16 protein-coding genes are annotated in these 19,467 nt (G+C 68.3%); 8 read left to right on the plus strand and 8 right to left on the minus strand.

The features are described 5' to 3' along the window. Positions 1-132: 132 nt before the first annotated feature. The 3 genes from xth to WNM05_RS04180 all read left to right on the plus strand — a co-directional run bounded on the left by xth (position 133) and on the right by WNM05_RS04180 (position 2,829). The gene (gene xth, locus WNM05_RS04170) at positions 133-906 is read left to right on the plus strand and encodes an exodeoxyribonuclease III (protein WP_434632757.1); all 774 of its coding nucleotides are present in this window, start codon (positions 133-135) and stop codon (positions 904-906) included. Positions 907-1,069: 163 nt separating this feature from the next. After that, positions 1,070-1,774: a rhodoquinone biosynthesis methyltransferase RquA gene (rquA, locus tag WNM05_RS04175; protein WP_434632759.1), complete on the plus strand. Its 705-nt coding sequence runs from the start codon at positions 1,070-1,072 to the stop codon at positions 1,772-1,774. A 257-nt stretch (positions 1,775-2,031) separates the two neighbouring features. Then, on the plus strand, positions 2,032-2,829 hold the full coding sequence (locus WNM05_RS04180; protein ID WP_434632761.1) for a hypothetical protein: 798 nt from the start codon (positions 2,032-2,034) through the stop codon (positions 2,827-2,829). 135 nt (positions 2,830-2,964) lie between these two features. Here WNM05_RS04180 and WNM05_RS04185 read toward each other — a convergent pair whose 3' ends face one another. From WNM05_RS04185 to WNM05_RS04220, 8 genes are all read right to left on the minus strand, one after another. Beyond that, positions 2,965-3,747 carry a ferredoxin--NADP reductase gene (locus tag WNM05_RS04185; RefSeq protein WP_434632762.1) on the minus strand — a complete coding sequence of 261 codons (783 nt, stop codon included), beginning with the start codon at positions 3,745-3,747 and terminating at the stop codon, positions 2,965-2,967. An 814-nt stretch (positions 3,748-4,561) separates the two neighbouring features. Beyond that, positions 4,562-5,596, minus strand: coding sequence for a glycosyltransferase family 4 protein (locus WNM05_RS04190; protein WP_434632763.1), 1,035 nt, complete (start codon positions 5,594-5,596; stop codon positions 4,562-4,564). After that, a complete protein-coding gene (locus WNM05_RS04195; protein WP_434632765.1) occupies positions 5,584-6,423 on the minus strand; it encodes a UDP-2,3-diacylglucosamine diphosphatase in 840 nt (279 codons plus the stop codon). The genes WNM05_RS04190 and WNM05_RS04195 overlap by 13 nt, the downstream gene beginning before the upstream one ends. A 231-nt stretch (positions 6,424-6,654) precedes the next feature. After that, on the minus strand, positions 6,655-7,011 hold the full coding sequence (locus WNM05_RS04200) for a 5-carboxymethyl-2-hydroxymuconate Delta-isomerase (RefSeq protein ID WP_434632767.1): 357 nt from the start codon (positions 7,009-7,011) through the stop codon (positions 6,655-6,657). Positions 7,012-7,024: 13 nt separating this feature from the next. Next, positions 7,025-7,423 carry a hypothetical protein gene (locus WNM05_RS04205; RefSeq protein ID WP_434632769.1) on the minus strand — a complete coding sequence of 133 codons (399 nt, stop codon included), beginning with the start codon at positions 7,421-7,423 and terminating at the stop codon, positions 7,025-7,027. A 54-nt stretch (positions 7,424-7,477) separates the two neighbouring features. Further along, positions 7,478-8,602, minus strand: coding sequence for an MbnH family di-heme enzyme (locus WNM05_RS04210; protein ID WP_434632771.1), 1,125 nt, complete (start codon positions 8,600-8,602; stop codon positions 7,478-7,480). Then, the gene (locus tag WNM05_RS04215; RefSeq protein ID WP_434632773.1) at positions 8,599-9,621 is read right to left on the minus strand and encodes an MbnP family copper-binding protein; all 1,023 of its coding nucleotides are present in this window, start codon (positions 9,619-9,621) and stop codon (positions 8,599-8,601) included. The genes WNM05_RS04210 and WNM05_RS04215 overlap by 4 nt, the downstream gene beginning before the upstream one ends. Positions 9,622-9,640: 19 nt before the next feature. After that, the gene (locus WNM05_RS04220; protein ID WP_434632775.1) at positions 9,641-11,587 is read right to left on the minus strand and encodes a TonB-dependent copper receptor; all 1,947 of its coding nucleotides are present in this window, start codon (positions 11,585-11,587) and stop codon (positions 9,641-9,643) included. Between the two features lie 116 nt (positions 11,588-11,703). On the opposite strand from WNM05_RS04220, the gene WNM05_RS04225 reads away from it, so the two are divergent. The 5 genes from WNM05_RS04225 (at position 11,704) to WNM05_RS04245 (ending at position 19,464) form a co-directional block, all read left to right on the plus strand. Then, positions 11,704-12,966 carry an ATP-binding protein gene (locus WNM05_RS04225; RefSeq protein WP_434632776.1) on the plus strand — a complete coding sequence of 421 codons (1,263 nt, stop codon included), beginning with the start codon at positions 11,704-11,706 and terminating at the stop codon, positions 12,964-12,966. After that, entirely contained in the window at positions 12,963-13,487 is a 525-nt protein-coding gene (locus tag WNM05_RS04230; RefSeq protein ID WP_434632777.1) for a response regulator transcription factor, read from the plus strand. Before WNM05_RS04225 ends, WNM05_RS04230 begins: the two co-directional genes overlap by 4 nt. Positions 13,488-13,606: 119 nt before the next feature. Further along, a complete protein-coding gene (locus WNM05_RS04235; RefSeq protein WP_434632778.1) occupies positions 13,607-15,238 on the plus strand; it encodes a 3-(methylthio)propionyl-CoA ligase in 1,632 nt (543 codons plus the stop codon). Between the two features lie 439 nt (positions 15,239-15,677). Beyond that, entirely contained in the window at positions 15,678-17,555 is a 1,878-nt protein-coding gene (locus WNM05_RS04240; RefSeq protein WP_434632779.1) for a methyl-accepting chemotaxis protein, read from the plus strand. An 85-nt stretch (positions 17,556-17,640) separates the two neighbouring features. Continuing rightward, complete coding sequence (locus WNM05_RS04245; protein WP_434632780.1) at positions 17,641-19,464, plus strand: tetratricopeptide repeat protein; 1,824 nt, start codon at positions 17,641-17,643, stop codon at positions 19,462-19,464. Positions 19,465-19,467: the final 3 nt, after the last annotated feature.

Below are 19,467 nucleotides of genomic sequence, written 5' to 3' on the forward strand. Positions count from 1 at the left end.
CAGGGGTAGTGATATAGTGTCTATTCCACGCCTCCGCCAACAGCGGGGGCGTTTTTTTGTCCGGCCCCCTGCACAGCGGCGCGCGCGGCTGTTATGGTGTCGGCCTTTAAGCCCGTCATGGAGAGAGCGCCGATGCGTTTCGCCACCTGGAACGTCAATTCGCTGAAAGTCCGACTGCCGCAAGTGCTGCAATGGCTGGCCGACACCGGCGTCGAAGTGCTGTGCCTGCAGGAACTGAAGATGGACCAGGACGCCTTCCCGCTGGCCGAGATCGAGGCCGCCGGCTACCGTGCCGCCTGGTTCGGCCAGAAGACCTATAACGGCGTCGCCATCCTGGTCAAGGCGCCGCTGGAGATGAGCGACGTCGTCGCCGGCATTCCCGGCTACGGCGACGAGCAGCGCCGCGTGATCGCCGCCACCGTGAACGGCGTGCGGGTGATCTGCGCCTATTTCGTCAACGGCGAGGCGGTCGACTCCCCCAAATACCCGTACAAGCTCGAATGGCTGTCCAAGCTGGAGGGCCATGTCGCCGCCGAGCTGGCCCGCCATCCGGAGCTGCTCTTGCTGGGCGACTACAATATCGCGCCCGAAGACCGCGACGTCTACGATCCGGAAGGCTGGCGCGAGCAGGTGCTGTGCAGCACGCCGGAGCGCGACGCCTTCCGCCGGCTGATCGCGCTGGGCCTGTCCGACAGCTTCCGCCTGTTCAACCAGGAGGAGAAGCAGTACAGCTGGTGGGATTACCGGCAGATGATGTTCCGCCGCAACAAGGGCGTGCGCATCGACCACATCCTGGTCAGCGACGCGCTGAAGGCCCGCGCCGAGGCCTGCGAGATAGACAAGGCGCCGCGCAAGTGGGAGCGCCCGTCCGACCACACCCCGGTGGTGTTGACGCTGGCCGACTGAGCGGCCCGTTTTCCCGCCCGACGGCCCGGCCCTGCGCCGGGCCGCTTCGTTTCCGGTCGGGCCGGAGGAGCGCGGTCGGGGCAAGGTTTGGCCTGGCTCAAGCCGGCCGGCCGGAGGGCTTGCTAAGCTGCTTCCATCCAATAACATCGAGCGGCAGCCCGCCATGACCACATTGCACACACGCACCACCGTCGATCCCTATTACCGCGACGTCCCCGACTATATGGTCGAGGTGTACGACTGGGCCTACGTCAACCCGCGCAAGGCGCGGCTGCTGGACCGCAAGCTGGTGGTCAGCACGCTGCTGTTCGGCAACGACCGCCGGCTGATGCGCGCCTATCTGGACCTGATCCGGCCCGGCGACAAGGTATGGCAGGTCGCCCATGTCTACGGCGACCTGGTGGCGCGCGCCGCGGCGCGGGTCGGCGCCGCCGGCCGCTTCACGCTGACCGACGTCACGCCGATACAGGTGGAACTGGCCGCCGGCAAGCTCGCCGGCCTGCCGCAGGCGCGGCTGGAGCGCGCCGACGCCGCGATGTTCCGGCCGGAGCAGCCGCAGGACCTGGTGTGCAGCTTCTTCCTGCTGCACGAGGTGCCGGAGGACAAGAAAACCGCCATCGTCGCCAATATGCTGGCCCAGGTGGCGCCGGGCGGCCGGGCCCTCTTCGTCGACTACCACCGCCCCCGTCCGTGGCAGCCGATAGGCTGGTTGCTGAAGTGGGTGAACCGGCGGCTGGAGCCGTTCGCCGAGGCGCTGTGGACGCGGGAGATCTCCGGCTACGCCGCCGAGGCCGGCGCTTTCGAATGGAGCAAGCGCACCGTGTTCGGCGGCGTCTACCAGATCGTCGTCGCGACGCGGCGCGATTGAAAACCGGGCTTGCCGCAGCGTACCGGAGCCGCTGAGCCAAGGCGCGCCGACGCGGACAGTAGCAATCGTACGGCAAGGAGGCGCAACGCGGGATCTGCGGCTTGCTTGGCGGCGAAAGGCTGTACGTCGCGTTACATGGGCTTACAAGGCGCTAACAGACGGGTGGAGGGGGGAGGGCTAGGATACGACTCAAGGAAACACCAAACACGGTGCCTTACGGCGAACGAAAGCCGCCGTTACCGACCTGGAGATGAATCATGAAAAAGCTGACCGTTCTTGCCCTGTCCGCCGTCTTTGGCCTGAGTTCCGCCGCTGGTTTCGCCGCCCAAGCCATCACCGCCTCCGCTCCGGCGGCCAAGGTCGCCCCGGCCGCCAAGAAGGCCGATAAGAAAACCCCGGCCAAGATCCACCACGCCAAGAAGGCTGAAAAAGTGACCGCCTCGGCCCAGAAGGCCCAGGCAGCGAAGGCCGAGGCCTCCGCGCCGGCCGCCAAGAAGGCCCACAAGCACGTGGCCAAGAAGCACGCCGCCAAGAAGGAAGCTTCCGCCCAGAAGGCCCAGGCCGCCAAGTCCGACGCCTCCGCCCCGGCCAAGAAGGCCGCCAAGAAGAAAGTCGGCGTGAAGAAGCATGCGTCCGCTCCGGCTGCCCAGAAGGCCCAGGCCGCCAAGGCTGACGCGTCCGCTCCTAAGGCCAAGAAGGCCAAGAAGCACGCCGCCAAGAAGGAAGCTTCCGCTCAGAAAGCCCAAGCCGCCAAGGCCGACGCTTCCGCTCCGGTAGCGAAGAAGGCTCACAAGCACCACGCCAAGAAGCACCACGCCGCCAAGAAGGAAGCTTCCGCCGCTCAAAAGGCTCAAGCCGCCAAGGCCGACGCTTCCGCCCCGGTAGCGAAGAAGGCCCACAAGCACGCTGCGAAGAAGCACGCCGCCAAGAAGGAAGCTTCCGCCGCTCAAAAGGCTCAGGCCGCCAAGACCGACGCCTCCGCCCCGGCAGCGAAGAAGGCCCACAAGCATCACGCGAAGAAGGCGCACAAGGCAGCCGCTTCGGCCGCCAAGTAATCAAACAGACCACCGTCTGGCTCGCATAAAAACAGGGGAGGCTTAGGCCTCCCCCTTGTTTTGCCTGCAGGCGGAATAAAACAGCCCCGCGGCCTGGCCTGCGGGGCTGTGCGCGTTCCGCCGGAGCGGGGCGCCTTATTTCTCGACGAAGGCGCGTTCGATCGCGTAGTCGGCCGGTTCGCCCATCCGCGGCGATTCCTTGAAGCCCATGCCGTTCAGGATTTCGCACAGATCGTGCAGCATGCTCGGGCTGCCGCAGATCAGCACGCGGTCGTGTTCCGGATTCAGCTGCGGCAGGCCGATGTCGGCGCACAGCTTGCCGTTGGTGATCAGGTCGGTCAGACGGCCCTGGTTGCGGAACGGCTCGCGGGTGACGGTCGGATAGTAGATCAGCTTTTCACGCACCATCTCGCCGAAGAATTCGTTTTCCGGCAATTCCTTGGTGATGTAATCGTGGTAGCCCAGCTCGCTGACCCAGCGCACGCCGTGGGTCAGGATCACCTTGTCGTAGCGCTCGTACACCTCCGGGTCCTTGATGATGGACATGAAGGGGGCGAGGCCGGTGCCGGTCGACAGCAGATACAGGTTCTTGCCCGGCAGCAGATTGTCCTGCACCAGCGTGCCGGTGGGCTTCTTGCTGATCATGACGGTGTCGCCGACCTGCAGATGCTGCAGCTTGGAGGTCAGCGGGCCGTCCTGCACCTTGATGCTGTAGAACTCCAGGTGCTCTTCGTAGTTGGAGCTGACGACGGAGTAGGCCCGCATCAGCGGCTTGCCGTTGACTTCCAGGCCTATCATGACGAACTGGCCGTTGATGAAGCGCAAACCCGCGTCGCGGGTGCAGGTGAAGCTGAAAAGGGTGTCGTTCCAGTGGTGGACGGACAGGACTTTTTCAGCGGTCAGATTGGGAGAGGACATGTCTTGTGCGGCTCACTCAATAAAGATCGGAAAATGTTGCGTCGCAATGATTTTAACCCGTTTGCCAGCCCCCTGCTCGTACGTGCGGCGTCGGGTGTTGTGCGACCGCATGGCGCGCGCCATGCGGCAGTGTCTTGGGACGGCGCCGGCCGGCGGCCGGACGCGATCGTGAAACGGCGCGGACGCAGTTCCGCGCGGATAGCGCATGTTACCCGACAGCGGCGGCCGGCCGGAAGATTGTTTGATGATTTTTTTAGCGCTGGACGTTATTTGCGGCGACGCCGGCGAAGCGGTTTGGCCATAAACGAAAAGGGCGTCCCGGTGATGGGACGCCCTCTGGATGATTGCCGGGATGCGCTCAGCCGCGTCTGAGATCGATGCCGGACGCCGGTCTGGCTGTGCGCATCGGCCCTCGCCGCGACGGGCGGGACCGTGTTGAAGCGGGGGGCGGCTGCCGGCACTGCCTATCCTGCACGCCGCCGGTACGTCATCGCTGGCCCTCGTATGGGCGCATTTCCGGAAACGGGGTTTCCGTCTGGTCTAGCTGTGTGAAACTTCGATTCATCGTGCCGGTTGCGAATCGGCGAGTGCTGCCTGGCCGGCTGGCGGCTTTGAAAAGATGGCGCATCCGTCCTGGATGCTGGTTCGGGCATTGCGGACACCTCCGGTGCCGGCCGTCGCCGCTGTCTGGGCGCGGCCTCAATGCCGTGTTAAGCGCAAGGTCGCCTGGCCGTGTTGCCTGACATATGCTTCATCCTCCCTGCCGCTTCAACTTTTCCAATATAGCGCTTACAGCTGCTGAATCAAGCGTTTTTCAATCGGCTGTCGCGGCGGCCGCTGCGGCGGTGGCCGCATTCGGCCGGAGATGGGATTCGAACTGGCGGCTGGCCGCCTGCCAGGAATAGCGCTCGGCCACCCGGCGCACCAGGTCGCGGTCGATTTCCAGCGCCTTCAGGCAGGCCGCGCGCAGGTCCCAGTCCAGCGCGCCGGCGCCGCTGTCGCCGACCACGTCCAGCGGACCGGCGACCGGGAAGGCCGCGACCGGCGTGCCGCAGGCCATCGCCTCCAGCAGCACCAGGCCGAAGGTGTCGGTCAGGCTGGGAAACACGAAGACGTCGGCGGCGCGGTAGAAGCGCGCCAGCTCCTGCTGCGGGAACACGCCGGCGAAGTACACGTCCGGGTATTCCTGCTTCAGCCGGGCCAGCAGCGGACCGTCGCCGACCACCCATTTGCTGCCGGGCAGGTCCAGTTTCAGGAAGGCCTCGATATTCTTTTCCACCGCCACCCGGCCGATGTAGACGAAGCGCGGCGGAGCGGATTCGTCCAGCCGCTGCCGTTCGCCGGGGGAGAACATCGCGGTGTCGACGCCGCGGCTCCACAGCTTGATGTTGTCGAAGCCCCGCGCCGCCAGGTCGTCGGCGATGGAGCGGGTCGGCACCATCACCGCCTGCGAGGCGTTGTGGAAGCGCCGCATCCAGGCGTAGCTGATGTCCAGCGGCAGCCGGCAGCGGGCGTGGATGTATTCGGGGAAGCGGGTGTGGTAGGCGGTGGTGAAGGCCAGGCCGCGGTTCAGGCAGTAGCGCCGGGCGGCCAGGCCCAGCGGTCCCTCGGTGGCGATGTGGACGGCGTCGGGCGCGAAGCCGGAGATCCGTTGCGCCACCTGGCGGTACGGCAGCAGCGACAGCCGGATGTCCGGATAGGTGGGGCAGGGTATCGTGCGGAACTCCAGCGGCGTGATCATATTGACCTGGTGGCCGAAGCCGTCCAGCTCGCGGACGGTCTCGGTCAGCGAGCGGACCACGCCGTTGACCTGCGGCTTCCAGGCGTCGGTGACGATCATGATGCGCATGACGACTCCTCGGGGGACGGGATGGGGTCGGTCTCGGCCGCGAGCTCGGCGGCCGCGGCGGGCCGGAGCGGCGCGGTCCAGTGCAGCACCTGCAGGCGCCCGTCCGGGTGCTCGACCAGCGCCGACAGGCTTTCCACCCAGTCGCCGCTGTTGCCGTACAGGATGCCGTCTATCATCCTGACTTCCGGCTTGTGGATGTGGCCGCAGATCACGCCGTCGAAACCGCGCCGCCGCGCCTCGCCGGCCAGTATGGTTTCGAACTGGCTGATGAAGTTCACCGCGTTCTTCACCTTGTGCTTCAGGTATTGCGACAGCGACCAGTACGGCAGTCCCAGCCGGGTCCGTACCCAGTTGAAGCCGCGATTCAGCTGCAGGATCAGCGTGTACAGATTGTCGCCGAGATAGGCCAGCCACTTGGCGTACTGGATCACGCCGTCGAATTCGTCGCCGTGCAGCACCAGGAGGCGCTTGCCGTCGGCGGTCAGGTGTTCGGCCTCGTGGCGTATCGCGACGCCGCCGAAGTCCAGCCCGCAGTATTGCCGCGCCGCCTCGTCGTGGTTGCCGGGGATGTAGATCACCTGGCAGCCCTTGCGCGCCTTCCTGAGCAGCTTCTGCACCACGTCGTTGTGGCTCTGCTTCCAGTACCAGGATTTTCTCAGTTGCCAGCCGTCGACGATGTCGCCGACCAGATACAGGTAGTCCGATTCGTGTTCGCGCAGGAAATCGAGCAGGTGGTCGGCGCGGCAGCCGGCGGTGCCGAGATGGACGTCGGAGATCCAGATGCTGCGCAGTCGGCGGGGGGCGTCGGAAGCGGAGTCTGGCTGCATGGCGAAGTCCGTGAGACGTGATGACTATCTCATGCTGCAATGCCGAGGTGACAGACGCGTGAGGCTTTGTTGACGGCAAAGTGAATAGTAGGAGGCGGAAATATGACGCGGCCTGCGACAATCGGTCGCAGGCCGGTGGCGGCGCGCTGCGGTATGCTGTGAAGGCTCGGGCGCGACAGGCGTCCGGCAGACAACGGTTGCCAGCCCGCCCTTGCCGGGCGGGCTTTTTTTTTAGCTATCAGCCATGACCTGGCGGCGGTTGCTGTAGTGGGCGCGGACGATGTCGCGGACCTCGCAGCTGACCATGGCGACGTCGGGCAGCCAGGCGCAGACCGTGCGGACCAGGCTGTCGGCCAGCCGGCCTTTCTGTTCGTCGCTGCGTCCGGCCAGGATGTGGCAGACGATGTGGACGAAGTCCTGGTCCTTGCCGCCGACCAGATAGTCCTCGTAGGGCAGCAGCCTGACCTTGATGTCGTGGCTCTCGAACAGGCCGCTGGCGTCGGCGGCCTGGTGGGCCGATTGCAGCAGCCGGTCGATGTCGGGCTGGGCGGCGATCTGGGCCGAGCATTCGATTACGCAATGGGGCATGGGCTTCTCGCTATCAGGGGGCGGCGGGCGCGCCGAAGCGCATCCGCCAGAACAGCGCGTTGCAGACACCGCCGGCCATCGCGCCCAGATACATCGTCATCCAGTCGTTGTACAGCAGCGGTTCGGCGACGCGGGCGTACAACAGCGTCACGACGCTGCCGCTGAAGGCGCCGGGAACGAAGGCGGCCAGCGCCAGCAGCCAGGCCGGCCACAGTTCCCGCCAGCGACCTATCGGGCCGTCCATCGCGATCCGCAGCAGGCATAGCAGCAGGCCGAAGACCAGCGCCGGCACCGCGCCCATCAGATAGGCCATCATCGGCACCACGCCGCTGGCCAGCAGCGCCACCAGCGGGCCCAGCAGGATGAACAGCGTCAGCCCGCAGGCCAGTATCTTCAGGTAGGGAGTCTTCATCCGGGTTCGGCAGGTGGCAAAAGGCTTCCAGCGTAGCAGACTGGCAGGCCGCCGTCATCGACCGGCTTCGGGTACGGCGGCGAACGGGTCGGCCAGCCGCGGATCGACGGTCAGCGTCTCGTCGGTGAGCGTCTTCAGGAAGGCGACGATGTCGGCCTGTTCGGCCGGCGTCAGCCGGATGCGGTCTATCAGCGGATCTTTCCAGCGGTTGCGGCGGCCGTCGCCGCGGCCGTGTTCGGCGTGGACGCGCACCGCCTCCTCCAGCGTCGCGACGCTGCCGTCGTGCATATACGGCGCGGTCAGCGCGACGTTGCGCAGGCCGGGGCTGCGGAAGCGGCCCATGTCGGCCGGCCGGCCGCTCAATTCCAGCGCGCCGCGGTTGGGGAAGGGATAGCCGCCGTCGCCGTCGATGTCGTACAGGCCGATGTTGCGGAACGGCAGGCCCCGGCCCTGACCGGCCATCTGCTCGTCGAAATCGGCGCTGCCGTGGCAGCGGAAGCACTGGCCCCGCTCCGAGCGGAACAGCGAGAGCCCGCGCAACTCGGCGGCGGACAGCCGGGCCGTGCCGGCCTGGTGGCGGTCGTAGCGCGAGTCGAAGGATACGATGCCGCGCTCGAAGCTGGCGACGGCCTTGACGATATTGGCCAGCGTCAGCGGCCTCGCCTCGCCGGGAAACACGCGGGCGAACTCGCGCCGGTACAGCGGATCGGCCGTCAGCCGCGCCAGCACCGCCTGCCGATTGCCGTCGTTGATGCCCATCTCGACCGGATCGGTGCGGAACAGCGGCCCGTCCATCTGCCGCTCCAGCGTCGTCAGCGAATAATTGGCCCAGGTGTAGCTCTTGCGCCAGGCGACGTTGGCCAGCGGCTGGGCATTGCGCAGCGTGCGCTCGCCGGTGGCGCCGACGGACAGCGCGACGCCGTCGCTGAAGGCCAGCCGCTGCTGATGGCAGCTGGCGCAGCTGACGCCGCCGTTGCCGGACAGGCGCTTGTCGTAGAACAGCCGCCGGCCCAGCTCGAACTTGGCCAGGCTCATCGGATTGTCGGCCGGCACCGGCGGCGGCGCCACGCCGGTCGGCAGCTTCCAGCGCCAGTCGCCGGCCGGGGCCGGCGGCGCCAGCGGCTCCCGGCCGCCGGCGGCGAGCAGGACGGCCAGCGCCAGCGCGGCGAGCGGCTTCATCGGGCGGTCTTCTCCAGCCGGAACACGCGCGAATGACGGCCGTCGTCCAGCGGCCGGCCGCCGTCGCCGGCGCCCGGCGCGCTGTCGTTCAGCCTCAGGCCCAGCCGCTCGAAGATCGGCCGGCACTCGGCGTCGGTGGCGTTGGATTTGCAGCCGAAGTCGGCGCTGTCGTCGCGGCCGATGTCGTTGCCGGCGAACAGCGATTGCAGGTCCAGCACCACCTGGTCGGACTTCGGATCGAAGCGGTCGAACACCACTTTGAAGCGGTTGGGCTTGCCGCAGCGGTAGCCGCCGACGGCGGCGGCGTCGGCCTGGCAGTCGGTGGAGCCGAGGTGGAAGGCCCAGCGGTCGCCGGTGCTGCCGTCGGCGCGCCTGACGCCGCCCTCGGGCGCCAGATCGACGCGCATGAAGCGGTGGCCGGACTGCCATTCCCACATCAGCCAGTAGACGCCGAGTATCGGGTGCGGCGGGCTGTGCGCCGGCTGGTGGTTCAGCGCGACGTCCTCGCCTTTGGCGTTCTTGGCCGACACCGGCACGCCGACCTGGAAGCTGAGGCCGGTATAGGTATCCGCCGGCACGCTGCCGACCACCTCGCTGTTGCCGCCGGCCAGCGGCTGGTAGACCGGGGTGTCGCCGTCGTCGCGCGACGGGTCCTTGCAGCTGCCGCCGGCGAAGTCCAGCAGCGCCAGGTTCAGGTATTGCCATTTGCTGCCCTGGTCCAGCCGCAGCGGCACTTCCTGGCCGCGGCTGTTGATCAGGGCCACGTCGTGGACGTAGAGCATGCCCTCGGCCAGCGTGGCCTGGGTCTGGCCGCTACCGATGCCGGCGATGCGGGTATGGCAGCCCACCGGCTGGCCGCCGGCCTTCAGCGCGAAACGGACGATGGTGTCGCCGCCGCCGTAGCCGGGGTCGGGGCGCGCGGCATCCTGATTTTGATCGCCGCTGCTGTTGACGCCGCCGCCGAGGCAGGCGGCCAGTCCCAGGCACAGGCCGGGCACGAGAATCCAGTTGCGCTTCATCTTGATCTCCCCTTGGGTATTACCAATGCGCCTGCAGCTTCATCCACAGCGTGCGGCCCGGCTCGTTGACGCGCAGGGCGCGATCGTAGCCGGCGACGTCGGCGCCGCCGCTGCTGACGTGCTCGGCGTAGCCGCGGTTCAGCAGATTGTCGATGCCGGCGGTCAGCTTCAGCGCCTTGCTGATCCGCCAGCCTCCGTTCAGCGACAGCACGGCGAAGCCCGGCGTCGGGCCGAGATCCTGGCTGGCGATATTGCCCTGGCCGACGGCGTAGCGATCCTGGCCGGCGGCCACGCGCCAGACGGCGGCGGCGGCCCAGGTCTGGTTATCCCAGGCCAGGCTCAGCGTGGCGCTCAGCGGCGGCGTCTGCGCCAGCGGCCTGTCGTCGGTGGCGTTGGCGCCCCAGCTGTAGGCGGCGCTGCCGGCCAGCCGCCATTCCGGCGCGAATTGCCAGGAGGCGTCTGCCTCGAGGCCGTAGCGGACGGCCTGGATGTTGCGGGTGGCCTGGGCGGCGGTCCGGTCGACCAGCAGGAAGTCGTCGATGCGGCCTAGGTAGGCCGACAGCGAAGCGCTGAGCTTGTCGCCGTGGTACAGCGCGCCGAAGTCGAGCTGGGTGTTGCGCTCAGGCTGCAGCACCGGCCTGCCGGCGGCGACATAGCTGCGTTCCCAGTAGTCCGGCGCGCGCTGGGCGACGCCGACGCCGGCGTACGGCGTCCAGTCGCCCAGCTTGTATTCGTAGCGGGCGAAGCCGCTGTACAGCCGGTAGTCCTGCAGCTGCTCGCCGCGGCCGGCGGCGGCGTCGTAATAGGCGCGCACGCGGTCGTGGCGCCAGCCGGCCACCAGCTTGCCGCCGTACAGCGGGGCGCTGCCTTCGGCGTACAGGCCGGCGCGCTGCAGATGCTGGTCGGCCACCCGCGGCAGGACGGCGTAGTCGAGTCCGCCGGCGCGGCTGGTGTGGCGGTCGTTCTGCCAGTCGACGCCGATGGTCAGGTCGATGTCGGAGAACGCCAGGTCCGCTTCCAGCTTGGCGGCGTCGGTGTTGCGGTCCGGGTTGCTGGCGCGCGGCGGCCTGCCCGGCGCCAGCGGCCGCAGCGAATAGTTGTCCATCACGTGGTCGGCGTAGCTGTGGTTGGCCGCCAGCCTGACCGCGTCCAGCCACGGCGCGATATTGCGCTGCTCGGCCTTGAAGCCCCAGGCGCTGCGGTCGAACTGGCTGCCGTCCATCATCCGGTCCGCGTAGGCGGCGTGGCCGCGGCCGAAGTCGCCGGACAACTCCAGCGTGGTGTCGCGGCCCGGCGTGAAGCCGGCGATCACGCTCTGGCTGTCGCGGCGGTAGGCCGAGTGGACCTTGCGGCCGTCACCGTCGCGGTAGTCGCCGGCCTGGTTGTGCGAATCTATCAGCCGCAGATAGCCGAGCGGACCGCCCAGCGTCAGGTCGGCGTAGCCGTCGTAGCGCTCGGCGGAGCCGGCCAGCGCGCTGCCGTCGAAGCGCAGGCCGGCCTCGTCGAACGGCCGGGTCCGGCGCTCGAAGCTGACGGCGCCGGCGATCAGCGCGCCGCCGTATTTGACCGACTGCGGCCCCTTGATCACCACCAGCTTGTCGTAGGCGTCGGGAAACAGATAGGCGGTGGGCGGGTCCATCCGGCCCGGGCAGCCGCCGTAGACGAAGCCGCCGTTGGCCAGGATGTTCAGGCGGGAGCCGCCGAGGCCACGCAGCAGCGGGTCGCCGGAGCTGCCGCCCTTGCGCACCACGTCGAAGCCGGGAATGGTTTTCAGCAGGTCGGCGCCGTCGCCGGCCGGCACCGGCTGCCGCGGCGCGCGCGGATCGGTCTCGACCCGCAGCGGCTGCTCGGTCCTGACGGCGGTGACGACGATGGTGTCGGCGTGGAATTCGGGCAGATCGGCGCCCACGGCGGCGCCGGCCGCCAGCGCCAGCGGCACGGGCAGCAACAGGGGATTCAGGTTCATCGCGGAATGTCGGGCTTATGGTTTTATGCCGGCGATGCTAGTGGAAACTGTTCTGGTGAGGAATGCGGCATATTGTCGCAGCCGCGGCGGGGGCGGGCTTGGTGTACAGTGGCGGCATGAAACGGAATGCGATATTGGAGGCCGAACCGGCCGGGGACCCGCTGCAGGCCGGCCGCCGCGTCAGCCGGCTGCGCTGGCTGATGCTGCTGCTCGCGCTGGCGATGCTGGCCGGCTGCGCGCTGGATGGCCTGGCGCTGCCGTGGCTGCTGGTCGGCCAGGCGCTGGCGACGCTGGCCCTGGTCAATCTTGTGCTGTCGCGCTTGCCCGGCTGGGGGGTGAAGGCCGAATCGGCGCTGCGGCTCGGCCTGCTCTTCGACGTGCTGGTGTTGACCGAGCTGCTGGCCTTCAGCGGCGGCGCCGCCAATCCGCTGGCCTCGCTGTACCTGCCGCCGGTGCTGTTCGCCGCGCTGCTGTCGCCGGGCTGGTTCGCCTGGCTGCTGGCGCTGCTCAGCGTGACCGCCTACGGCCTCTTGTTCGAATGGCATCTGGATTGGCCGCTGAACGGCGGCAACGCCGCCTACGCCTTCAATCTGCACCTGTCCGGCATGTGGCTCAGCTTCGCGCTGTCGGCGCTGCTGATCGCCGGCTTCGTGTCGCGGCTGGCGCGGCAGCTGCGCCATCAGGGCGACGCGCTGGCCCAGGCGCGCGAGACCCAGCTGCGCGACGAGCAGCTGCTGGCCGTCGGCATGCAGGCGGCCGGCGCCGCCCATTCGCTGTCGACGCCGCTGAACACGATGACGCTGCTGGTGGACGAATTGCTCGGCGAGCGCCATGGCGACGAGGCGCTGCGGCAGGATCTGCTGCTGATGCGGGCGCAGCTGGGCAGCTGCCGTTCTGCGCTGGCCAGGCTCAAGCACGGTTCCGAGCCCAGCCCCGGGCCGCAGCCCCTGTTCGCCGCGCTGGCCGAGCGGCTGGAGGGCTGGCGCAGCCTGCGGCCGGACCTGAGGCTGGACTGGCGGGCGCCGGACGGCGACGATCCGCCGGTCAGGCTGGATACGGCCTTCTGGCCGGCGCTGTTCAATCTGATCAACAACGCGGCCGAGGCCGGCGGCGGCGCGGTGGAGGTGACGGCGCGGCTAGACGGGCGGACGCTGAGCCTGGACATCGTCAACCGCCGGGGCTGTCTGAGCGGGGCGCAGCTGGCCCGAGCCGGCTTGGCGCCGCTGGAATCGGCCAAGCCGGCCGGCCTGGGCCTGGGCATGCTGCTCAGCCACGCGACGCTGGCGCGGCTGGGCGGCACGCTGAGCCTGGACAACCGCGCCGACGGCGGCGTGCGCGCCCGCATCGAACTGCCGTTGGCGCTGGAGGAGGACGCGTGAGCGCTTTTCTGCTGATAGACGACGACGAGGCCTTCGCGACGGTGCTGGCGCGCTCGCTGACGCGGCGCGGCCATGCGGTCGCCTGGGCCAGGAGCGCCGACGAGGCGCTGGAGCGGGCCGCCGAGCGGCCGGCGCGCATCCTGCTGGACCTGAACCTGGACGGCGACAGCGGTCTCAGCCTGCTGCCGGCGCTGCGGGCGATCAGTCCCGACAGCGCCATCGTCGTGCTGACCGGCTACGCCAGCATCGCCACCGCCGTCGAGGCGACCAAGCTCGGCGCGGTGCAATATCTGGCCAAGCCGGCCGGCGTCGACGAGATCCTGGCCGCCTTCGACCAGCAGGCGGCCAATCCGGCGCTGCCGGTGGCGCCGCAGCCGATGTCGCTGCGCCGCGTCACCTGGGAGCATCTGCAGCGGGTGCTGGCCGAGCACGACGGCAATATCTCCGCGACGGCGCGCGCGCTAAACATGCACCGCCGTACCTTGCAGCGGATGCTGGCCAAGCGGCCGGTGAAAAGCTGAGCCGATTAATGACAAATATATAAATTGGACGGTAGTCGGCCATCAGAAAATATGATTGGAGCGAATGCTCCAGCGCGGCGTAACGTGTGGACTCATACCGATAAAAGGGGAGATACGTGATGCTGCATGGACAGATGATGGACCGGCCGTTGCTGATTTCCGACCTGCTGGCGCATGCCGAGCGCTTCCACGGCGACACCGAGATCGTGTCGCGCACCGTCGAGGGGCCGATACACCGCTACCGCTACCGCGACGCCGCCCGCCGAGCCAGGCGGCTGGCCAAGGCCCTGGGAACGCTGGGCGTGGCGCCCGGCGACCGGGTGGGCACGCTGGCCTGGAACGGCTACCGCCATTTCGAAATCTATTTCGCCGTGTCCGGCAGCGGCGCCGTGTGCCACACCGTCAATCCGCGGCTGTTCCCGGAGCAGATCGCCTGGATCATCAACCACGCCGAAGACAAGGTGCTGATGTTCGACGCCTGCTTTCTGCCGCTGGTGGCGCAGCTGGCGGACAAGCTGACGACGGTCGAGCGCTTCGTGCTGCTGGCCGGCCGCGACAGCCTGCCGGCCGACAGCGGCATTCCCGGCCTGCAAAGCTACGAGGCGCTGATAGACGGCCACGACGACGATTACGACTGGCCGCGGCTGGACGAGAACGCCGCCTCCAGCCTGTGCTACACCTCCGGGACCACCGGCAATCCGAAGGGCGTGCTGTATTCGCACCGTTCCACCGTGCTCCACGCCTTCGGCAGCTCCTTGCCCGACAGCTTCGACATCTCGGCGCGGGCAGTGGTGATGCCGGTGGTGCCGATGTTCCACGCCAACGCCTGGGGCCTGCCGTACAGCTGCGCGATGAACGGCAGCAAGCTGGTGCTGCCGGGGCAGAAGCTGGACGGCGCCAGCCTGCGGCAGCTGATCGTCGACGAGGGCGTGACGACGTCGATAGGCGTGCCGACGGTCTGGCTGCAGCTGCTGCAGTACTGCCAGCGCGAGAAGTTGTCGCTGGCGCCGTTGAAGCGGGTGATCGCCGGCGGATCGGCGGTGCCGGAAAGCATGATAGACGAGCTGGCCGCGCACGGCGTCGAGATGCGCCAGCTGTGGGGCATGACCGAGCTGTCGCCGTGCGGCACCACCTGCACGCCCAAGCTGAAGCACCAGGGACTGGCCGGCGACGAGGCGCGGATGCTGATGGCCAAGCAGGGCCGGCCGATCTACGGCGTGGACATCCGCATCGTCGACGACGCCGGCCAGCCGCTGCCGCACGACGGCACGACCTTCGGCAATCTGCAGGCGCGCGGGCCGTGGGTGCTGGCGCGATACTTCAAGCGCGAGCTGGACGACAACCACAGCGCCGACGGCTGGTTCCATACCGGCGACGTGGTGACGATAGACGCGGACGGCTATATGCGCATCACCGACCGCACCAAGGACGTGATCAAGTCCGGCGGCGAATGGATCAGCTCCATCGATCTGGAAAACATCCTGGTCGGCCACCCGGCGGTGGCGGAGGCGGCGGCGGTGGCGGTGCCGCATCCGAAGTGGGACGAGCGGCCGCTGATGGTGGTGGCGCTGAAGCCGGGCGCGAGCGCGACGCGCGCGGAACTGCTGGCCTTCTTCGAAGGTAAGATCGCCAAGTGGTGGACGCCGGACGACGTCGCCTTCGTCGACGAGCTGCCGCACACCGCCACCGGCAAGCTGCTGAAGATGAAGCTGCGCGAGCAGTTCCGCGACCATCGCTGGCCGGATAAATGAAAAATGGATTATTTGCTCTATCTCTATGGATTTTTGTAGAGCAATTACGTTAGAATGCGCCCTGCACTGAGAACCGCAAGGTTCTGAGGTGTTAGCCCCTCGAAATATCGAGCTGGCCGAGGCCGGTCCGATGTTTCTTCCTCGTGTTGACCCCTGCCGCATTGCCGCAGGGGTGTTTTTTTTCCCGCGCCGTTTTCCGCGCCCGTCCACTCTCTCCCGCGAGCCGCGCCGCCTAGCCGGAAGGCCGTCCTTGCGATGCGAATGTGGTATTCACATCGACTGTTCCCCGTGCGCCGCCTATCATATTTACAGCGGCATGAGCTGGGTCAAGCGGCGCCCGCCCGACCTGATTTAGCGTACTTGTGCCGTATTCGAATAAAACACCGTCGCGGGAACGGCAAGTCTTGTCCGGGCATGACAGCGTAGAAAAGGGAAACAGATGAAATCACTCCGCAGCCGCCTGATAGCGCTCAACGCCTTGTTGATGGCGCTGTTCGGCCTGGTCCTGGTGACCATAGTCTTCATGCAGATGCGATCGGAAATCCTGGGGGGCCTGGACAACGAATTCGCCGCCAGCCTGAAGGGCCAGAGCGCGGTGGTGACCACCTGGCTCGGCGAGAAGAAGCAGCAGATCGTCGCCCAGACCGGCGCCGCGGGCGAGGCCGACGCGCTGCGCTTCCTCAAGGTCGGCACCAAGGCCGGCGGCTTCAACGTCAACTACGTCGGCTACGCCGACGGCCGCACGCTGTTCTCCGACGACTGGCAGGCGCCGGCCGACTACAAGGTGGCCGACCGCGAGTGGTACAAGCTGGCCCAGGCCGCCGGCCAGCCCATCGTCACCGATCCCTATGTCGACGAGGCCACGAAGAAGCTGACCGTCACCATCGCCGCGCCGTTCAACCACAACGGCGCCTTCGGCGGCGTGGTCGCCGGCGACGTGATGGTGGACACGCTGGTGAAGTCGGTGCTGGCGCTGAAGGTGCGCGGCAACGGCTACGCCTTCATCGTCGACAAGAAGGGCACCATCATCGCCCACCCGCAGGCCGAGCTGACGCTGAAGCCCATCACCGGCGTGGTGCCGTCGCTGACCGCCGACCGGCTGGCCCAGCTGGTGCAGAACGACAAGGCCTCCGACGTCGACATCGGCGGCAAGGGCATGCTGATCGCGGCCCAGGCCATTCCCGGCACCAACTGGATACTGGCGCTGGTGTCCGACCGCGAGGTCATCCTGGCGCCGCTGGACACGCTGCTGTACACGATAGGCGGACTGACGCTGCTGGTGTTCGCGCTGATGATTCCGTTCTCCAGCCTGATCATAGGCCGGATGCTGGCGGGCCTGGTGCGGCTGAAGGCGGCGATGGAGGACATCGCCCGCGGCCAGGGCGATCTGACGCTGAGGCTGAAGGACGACGGCCAGGACGAGATCGCCGCCACCGCGCGCGCGTTCAACACCTTCGTCGCCCAGCTGGGCCATCTGTTCCGCGGCCTGAAGGGCGATGCGCAGGGGGTGGTCGGCGGCGTGCAGGACGCCAGCCAGCTGGTCGCCAGCGTCGCGCAGAGCTCGCGCCACATTTCCGACGTGTCCTCGTCCAATGCCGCGACGCTGGAGCAGATCACCGTCTCCATCTCCCACATCGCCGACAGCGCCCGCCAGGCCGACCAGCTGGCCAGCTCCACCGGCCACAACCTGGCCGCCAGCGCCGACAATATGCAGCGGCTGTCGTCCGGCATGGAGAACACCGTGCAGTCGGTGCGCGGACTGGAGGAGATGCTGTCCTCGCTGGACAAGCGCTCGCAGGAGATCTCCGGCATCACCAATGTGATACGCGACATCGCCGACCAGACCAATCTCTTGGCGCTGAACGCGGCGATCGAGGCGGCGCGGGCCGGCGAGCAGGGCCGCGGCTTCGCCGTCGTCGCCGACGAGGTGCGCAAGCTGGCCGAGCGCACCGCCCAGGCTACGCTGGAGATCTCCAATATGGTCGGCGCGATCCGCGAGGAGACCGGCCGCGCCGTCGGCGACGTCAACAGCACGGTGCAGGCGGTGGACGAGGGCGTCGGCCTGACCCGCGAGGCGGTCGAGAATATCGCCGCGATACGCGAGTCGATGCTGGACGTGGTGGCCAAGATGAGCGAGATCTCCAATTCCACCCAGGAGCAGCACAAGGCCACCACCTTGATCGCGCAGAGCTCGGAGGCGATCAACGGCCACGTGCTGGAGAACGACGACGTGCTGCAGAGCGTCAGCAGCACCTTGAGCGGACTGGCCGGCAATGCCGGCAAGATGGATGCCGAGTTCAACAAGTTCCGCTTGTAAGCCTCGATCCGTCTTCTCGAACGCCGCCTTGCCGGGCGGCGTTTTTGCGTCGATGATCCGGAGTGGAACGATTTCGGAAGCCGCGATGACCCTGCTTTCCCCCGATACGCTCGAAGCCGCCCGCCTGTTGGCCGACGGCGATCTGCAAGGCGCGCTGCGAGCGGCGCAGGACGGCCTGCGGGCCGAGCCCGGCAACGCGCCGCTGTGGAATCTGTTGGGCGTCTGCGCCGCGCGCCTCGGCCAGCGGACGCTGGCGGCGCAATGCTGGACGCAGGCGCTGGCGCAGGATCCCGCGACGCCGGACGCGCATTACAACCTGGGCTGCCTGGCGATGGAGCGGGACGACGCGGCCGAGGCCGAGGCGCACTATCGCGCCGAGCTGGCGCGCGACGCCGCCCATCGCTCCAGCCTGGGCAATCTCGGCAATCTATTGCAGGACGCCGGCCGCCCGGCCGAGGCCGAGGCCTGTTTCCGCCGCCGGCTGGCCGCCGGGCCGGACGCGAGCGCGCATTACCAGCTGGGCCGCCTGCTCGGCGAGCTGGGCCGGTCCGACGAAGCCGAGACGCATCTGCGGGCCTGCTTGGACGAGGAGCCGGACGATGTCGAGGCGCTGCAGCTGCTGGGGCGGCTGCTGGAGGAGAGGGGCGAGGCCGGCGAGGCCGAAACCATGCTGCGGCGCGCGCTGGAGTCGTCGCCGGACCATGTCGTCGCCGGCAACAATCTGGGCTTGTTGCTGATGGCCCGGCGGCGCTGGGACGAGGCCGAGCGGCATCTGCGCGCCGCCTACGCGGCGCGGCCCGCCGAGGTGCTGCCCAATCTGGCCTCGCTGCTGCTCGCCACCGGCCGCGCGGCGGAGGCGGCAAGCCTGGCGCGGCAGGCGCTGGCGGTAGAGCCCGGCCGAGCCGACTGGCTGAATCTGCTGGGACTGGCCTTGTGCGAAGAGGGGCGGGACGACGAGGCCAGGCAGGCATGGGAGCTGGGCCTGGCGTCGGCGCCGGAGCACCGCCGGCTGCGTCAGAACCTGGCTTATCTGCAATTGGCGCGCGGCGATTGGCGGGCCGGCTGGGAAAATCACGAGGCGAGGCTGGAGGCGGCCGCCTGCCCGGTCTTGCCGTCGCCGCGCTGGCAAGGCGAGAGCCTGGCGGGGCGGCGGTTGCTGGTGGTGTTCGAGCAGGGTTACGGCGACGCGATACAGTTCAGCCGCTATCTGAATCCGCTGCTCGAAAAGGGCGCGGCGCGCGTCGTCGCGCTTTGCCGCCGACCCTTGCTGCCGTTGTTCGCCCGGCAATGGCCGCAGCTGGAATGGCTGCCGATGGACGGCGGTTACCCGGCCGAGTTTCCGCCGCACGACTGCCATGTTTTTTCGATGAGCCTGCCATGGGCTTTGCGCGCGTTCGAACCGCCGACGGGCGAGCCGTATCTGCGGGCCGATCCGGCGCTGCGGCAGGCCTGGCGCGCCCGGCTGCCGGCCGGCCGCAAGATCGGCCTGGTCTGGCGCGGCCGCGCCGAGCATCCGTTCGACCACTGCCGTTCCTTGCCGGGGCCGGAGGCTTGGCTGCCGCTGCTGGCCGATCGCGGCGCCAACTGGATTTCGCTGCAGCCGGAGCCGGGCGAGGCCGAGCGGGAATGGCTGGGAAAGAACGGCGTGTTGGAACTGGGCGCCGGCTTGCGGGATTTCGCCGACAGCGCGGCGCTGCTGGCGGAGCTGGACGGCCTGGTGGCGGTGGACACCGCGATGGCGCACCTGGCCGGCGCGTTGGGCCTGCCTTGCCGGCTGTTGCTGGCCGGCGAGCATGTCGACTGGCGCTGGGGCGTCGATGGCGCGGCGACGCCGTGGTATCGGTCGCTGACGCTGGCACGGCGGCGCGGAGAGTCGTGGGAGGCGGCGATCGGCCGCTTGGCGATTTGAGTC

This window comes from Chromobacterium sp. CV08 (assembly GCF_051129845.1).
Classification (GTDB): Bacteria; Pseudomonadota; Gammaproteobacteria; order Burkholderiales; family Chromobacteriaceae; genus Chromobacterium.

Excerpts from the sequence above, each read along its gene's own strand:
- WNM05_RS04210 (WP_434632771.1), bottom strand. The coding sequence starts at position 8,602 with ATGAAGCCGCTCGCCGCGCTGGCGCTGGCCGTCCTGCTCGCCGCCGGC.
- xth (WP_434632757.1), top strand. The coding sequence starts at position 133 with ATGCGTTTCGCCACCTGGAACGTCAATTCGCTGAAAGTCCGACTGCCG.
- WNM05_RS04205 (WP_434632769.1), bottom strand. The coding sequence starts at position 7,423 with ATGAAGACTCCCTACCTGAAGATACTGGCCTGCGGGCTGACGCTGTTC.
- WNM05_RS04220 (WP_434632775.1), bottom strand. The coding sequence starts at position 11,587 with ATGAACCTGAATCCCCTGTTGCTGCCCGTGCCGCTGGCGCTGGCGGCC.
- WNM05_RS04240 (WP_434632779.1), top strand. The coding sequence starts at position 15,678 with ATGAAATCACTCCGCAGCCGCCTGATAGCGCTCAACGCCTTGTTGATG.
- WNM05_RS04185 (WP_434632762.1), bottom strand. The coding sequence starts at position 3,747 with ATGTCCTCTCCCAATCTGACCGCTGAAAAAGTCCTGTCCGTCCACCAC.
- WNM05_RS04235 (WP_434632778.1), top strand. The coding sequence starts at position 13,607 with ATGCTGCATGGACAGATGATGGACCGGCCGTTGCTGATTTCCGACCTG.
- WNM05_RS04215 (WP_434632773.1), bottom strand. The coding sequence starts at position 9,621 with ATGAAGCGCAACTGGATTCTCGTGCCCGGCCTGTGCCTGGGACTGGCC.
- WNM05_RS04190 (WP_434632763.1), bottom strand. The coding sequence starts at position 5,596 with ATGCGCATCATGATCGTCACCGACGCCTGGAAGCCGCAGGTCAACGGC.
- WNM05_RS04245 (WP_434632780.1), top strand. The coding sequence starts at position 17,641 with ATGACCCTGCTTTCCCCCGATACGCTCGAAGCCGCCCGCCTGTTGGCC.
- rquA (WP_434632759.1), top strand. The coding sequence starts at position 1,070 with ATGACCACATTGCACACACGCACCACCGTCGATCCCTATTACCGCGAC.
- WNM05_RS04180 (WP_434632761.1), top strand. The coding sequence starts at position 2,032 with ATGAAAAAGCTGACCGTTCTTGCCCTGTCCGCCGTCTTTGGCCTGAGT.
- WNM05_RS04195 (WP_434632765.1), bottom strand. The coding sequence starts at position 6,423 with ATGCAGCCAGACTCCGCTTCCGACGCCCCCCGCCGACTGCGCAGCATC.
- WNM05_RS04200 (WP_434632767.1), bottom strand. The coding sequence starts at position 7,011 with ATGCCCCATTGCGTAATCGAATGCTCGGCCCAGATCGCCGCCCAGCCC.
- WNM05_RS04225 (WP_434632776.1), top strand. The coding sequence starts at position 11,704 with ATGAAACGGAATGCGATATTGGAGGCCGAACCGGCCGGGGACCCGCTG.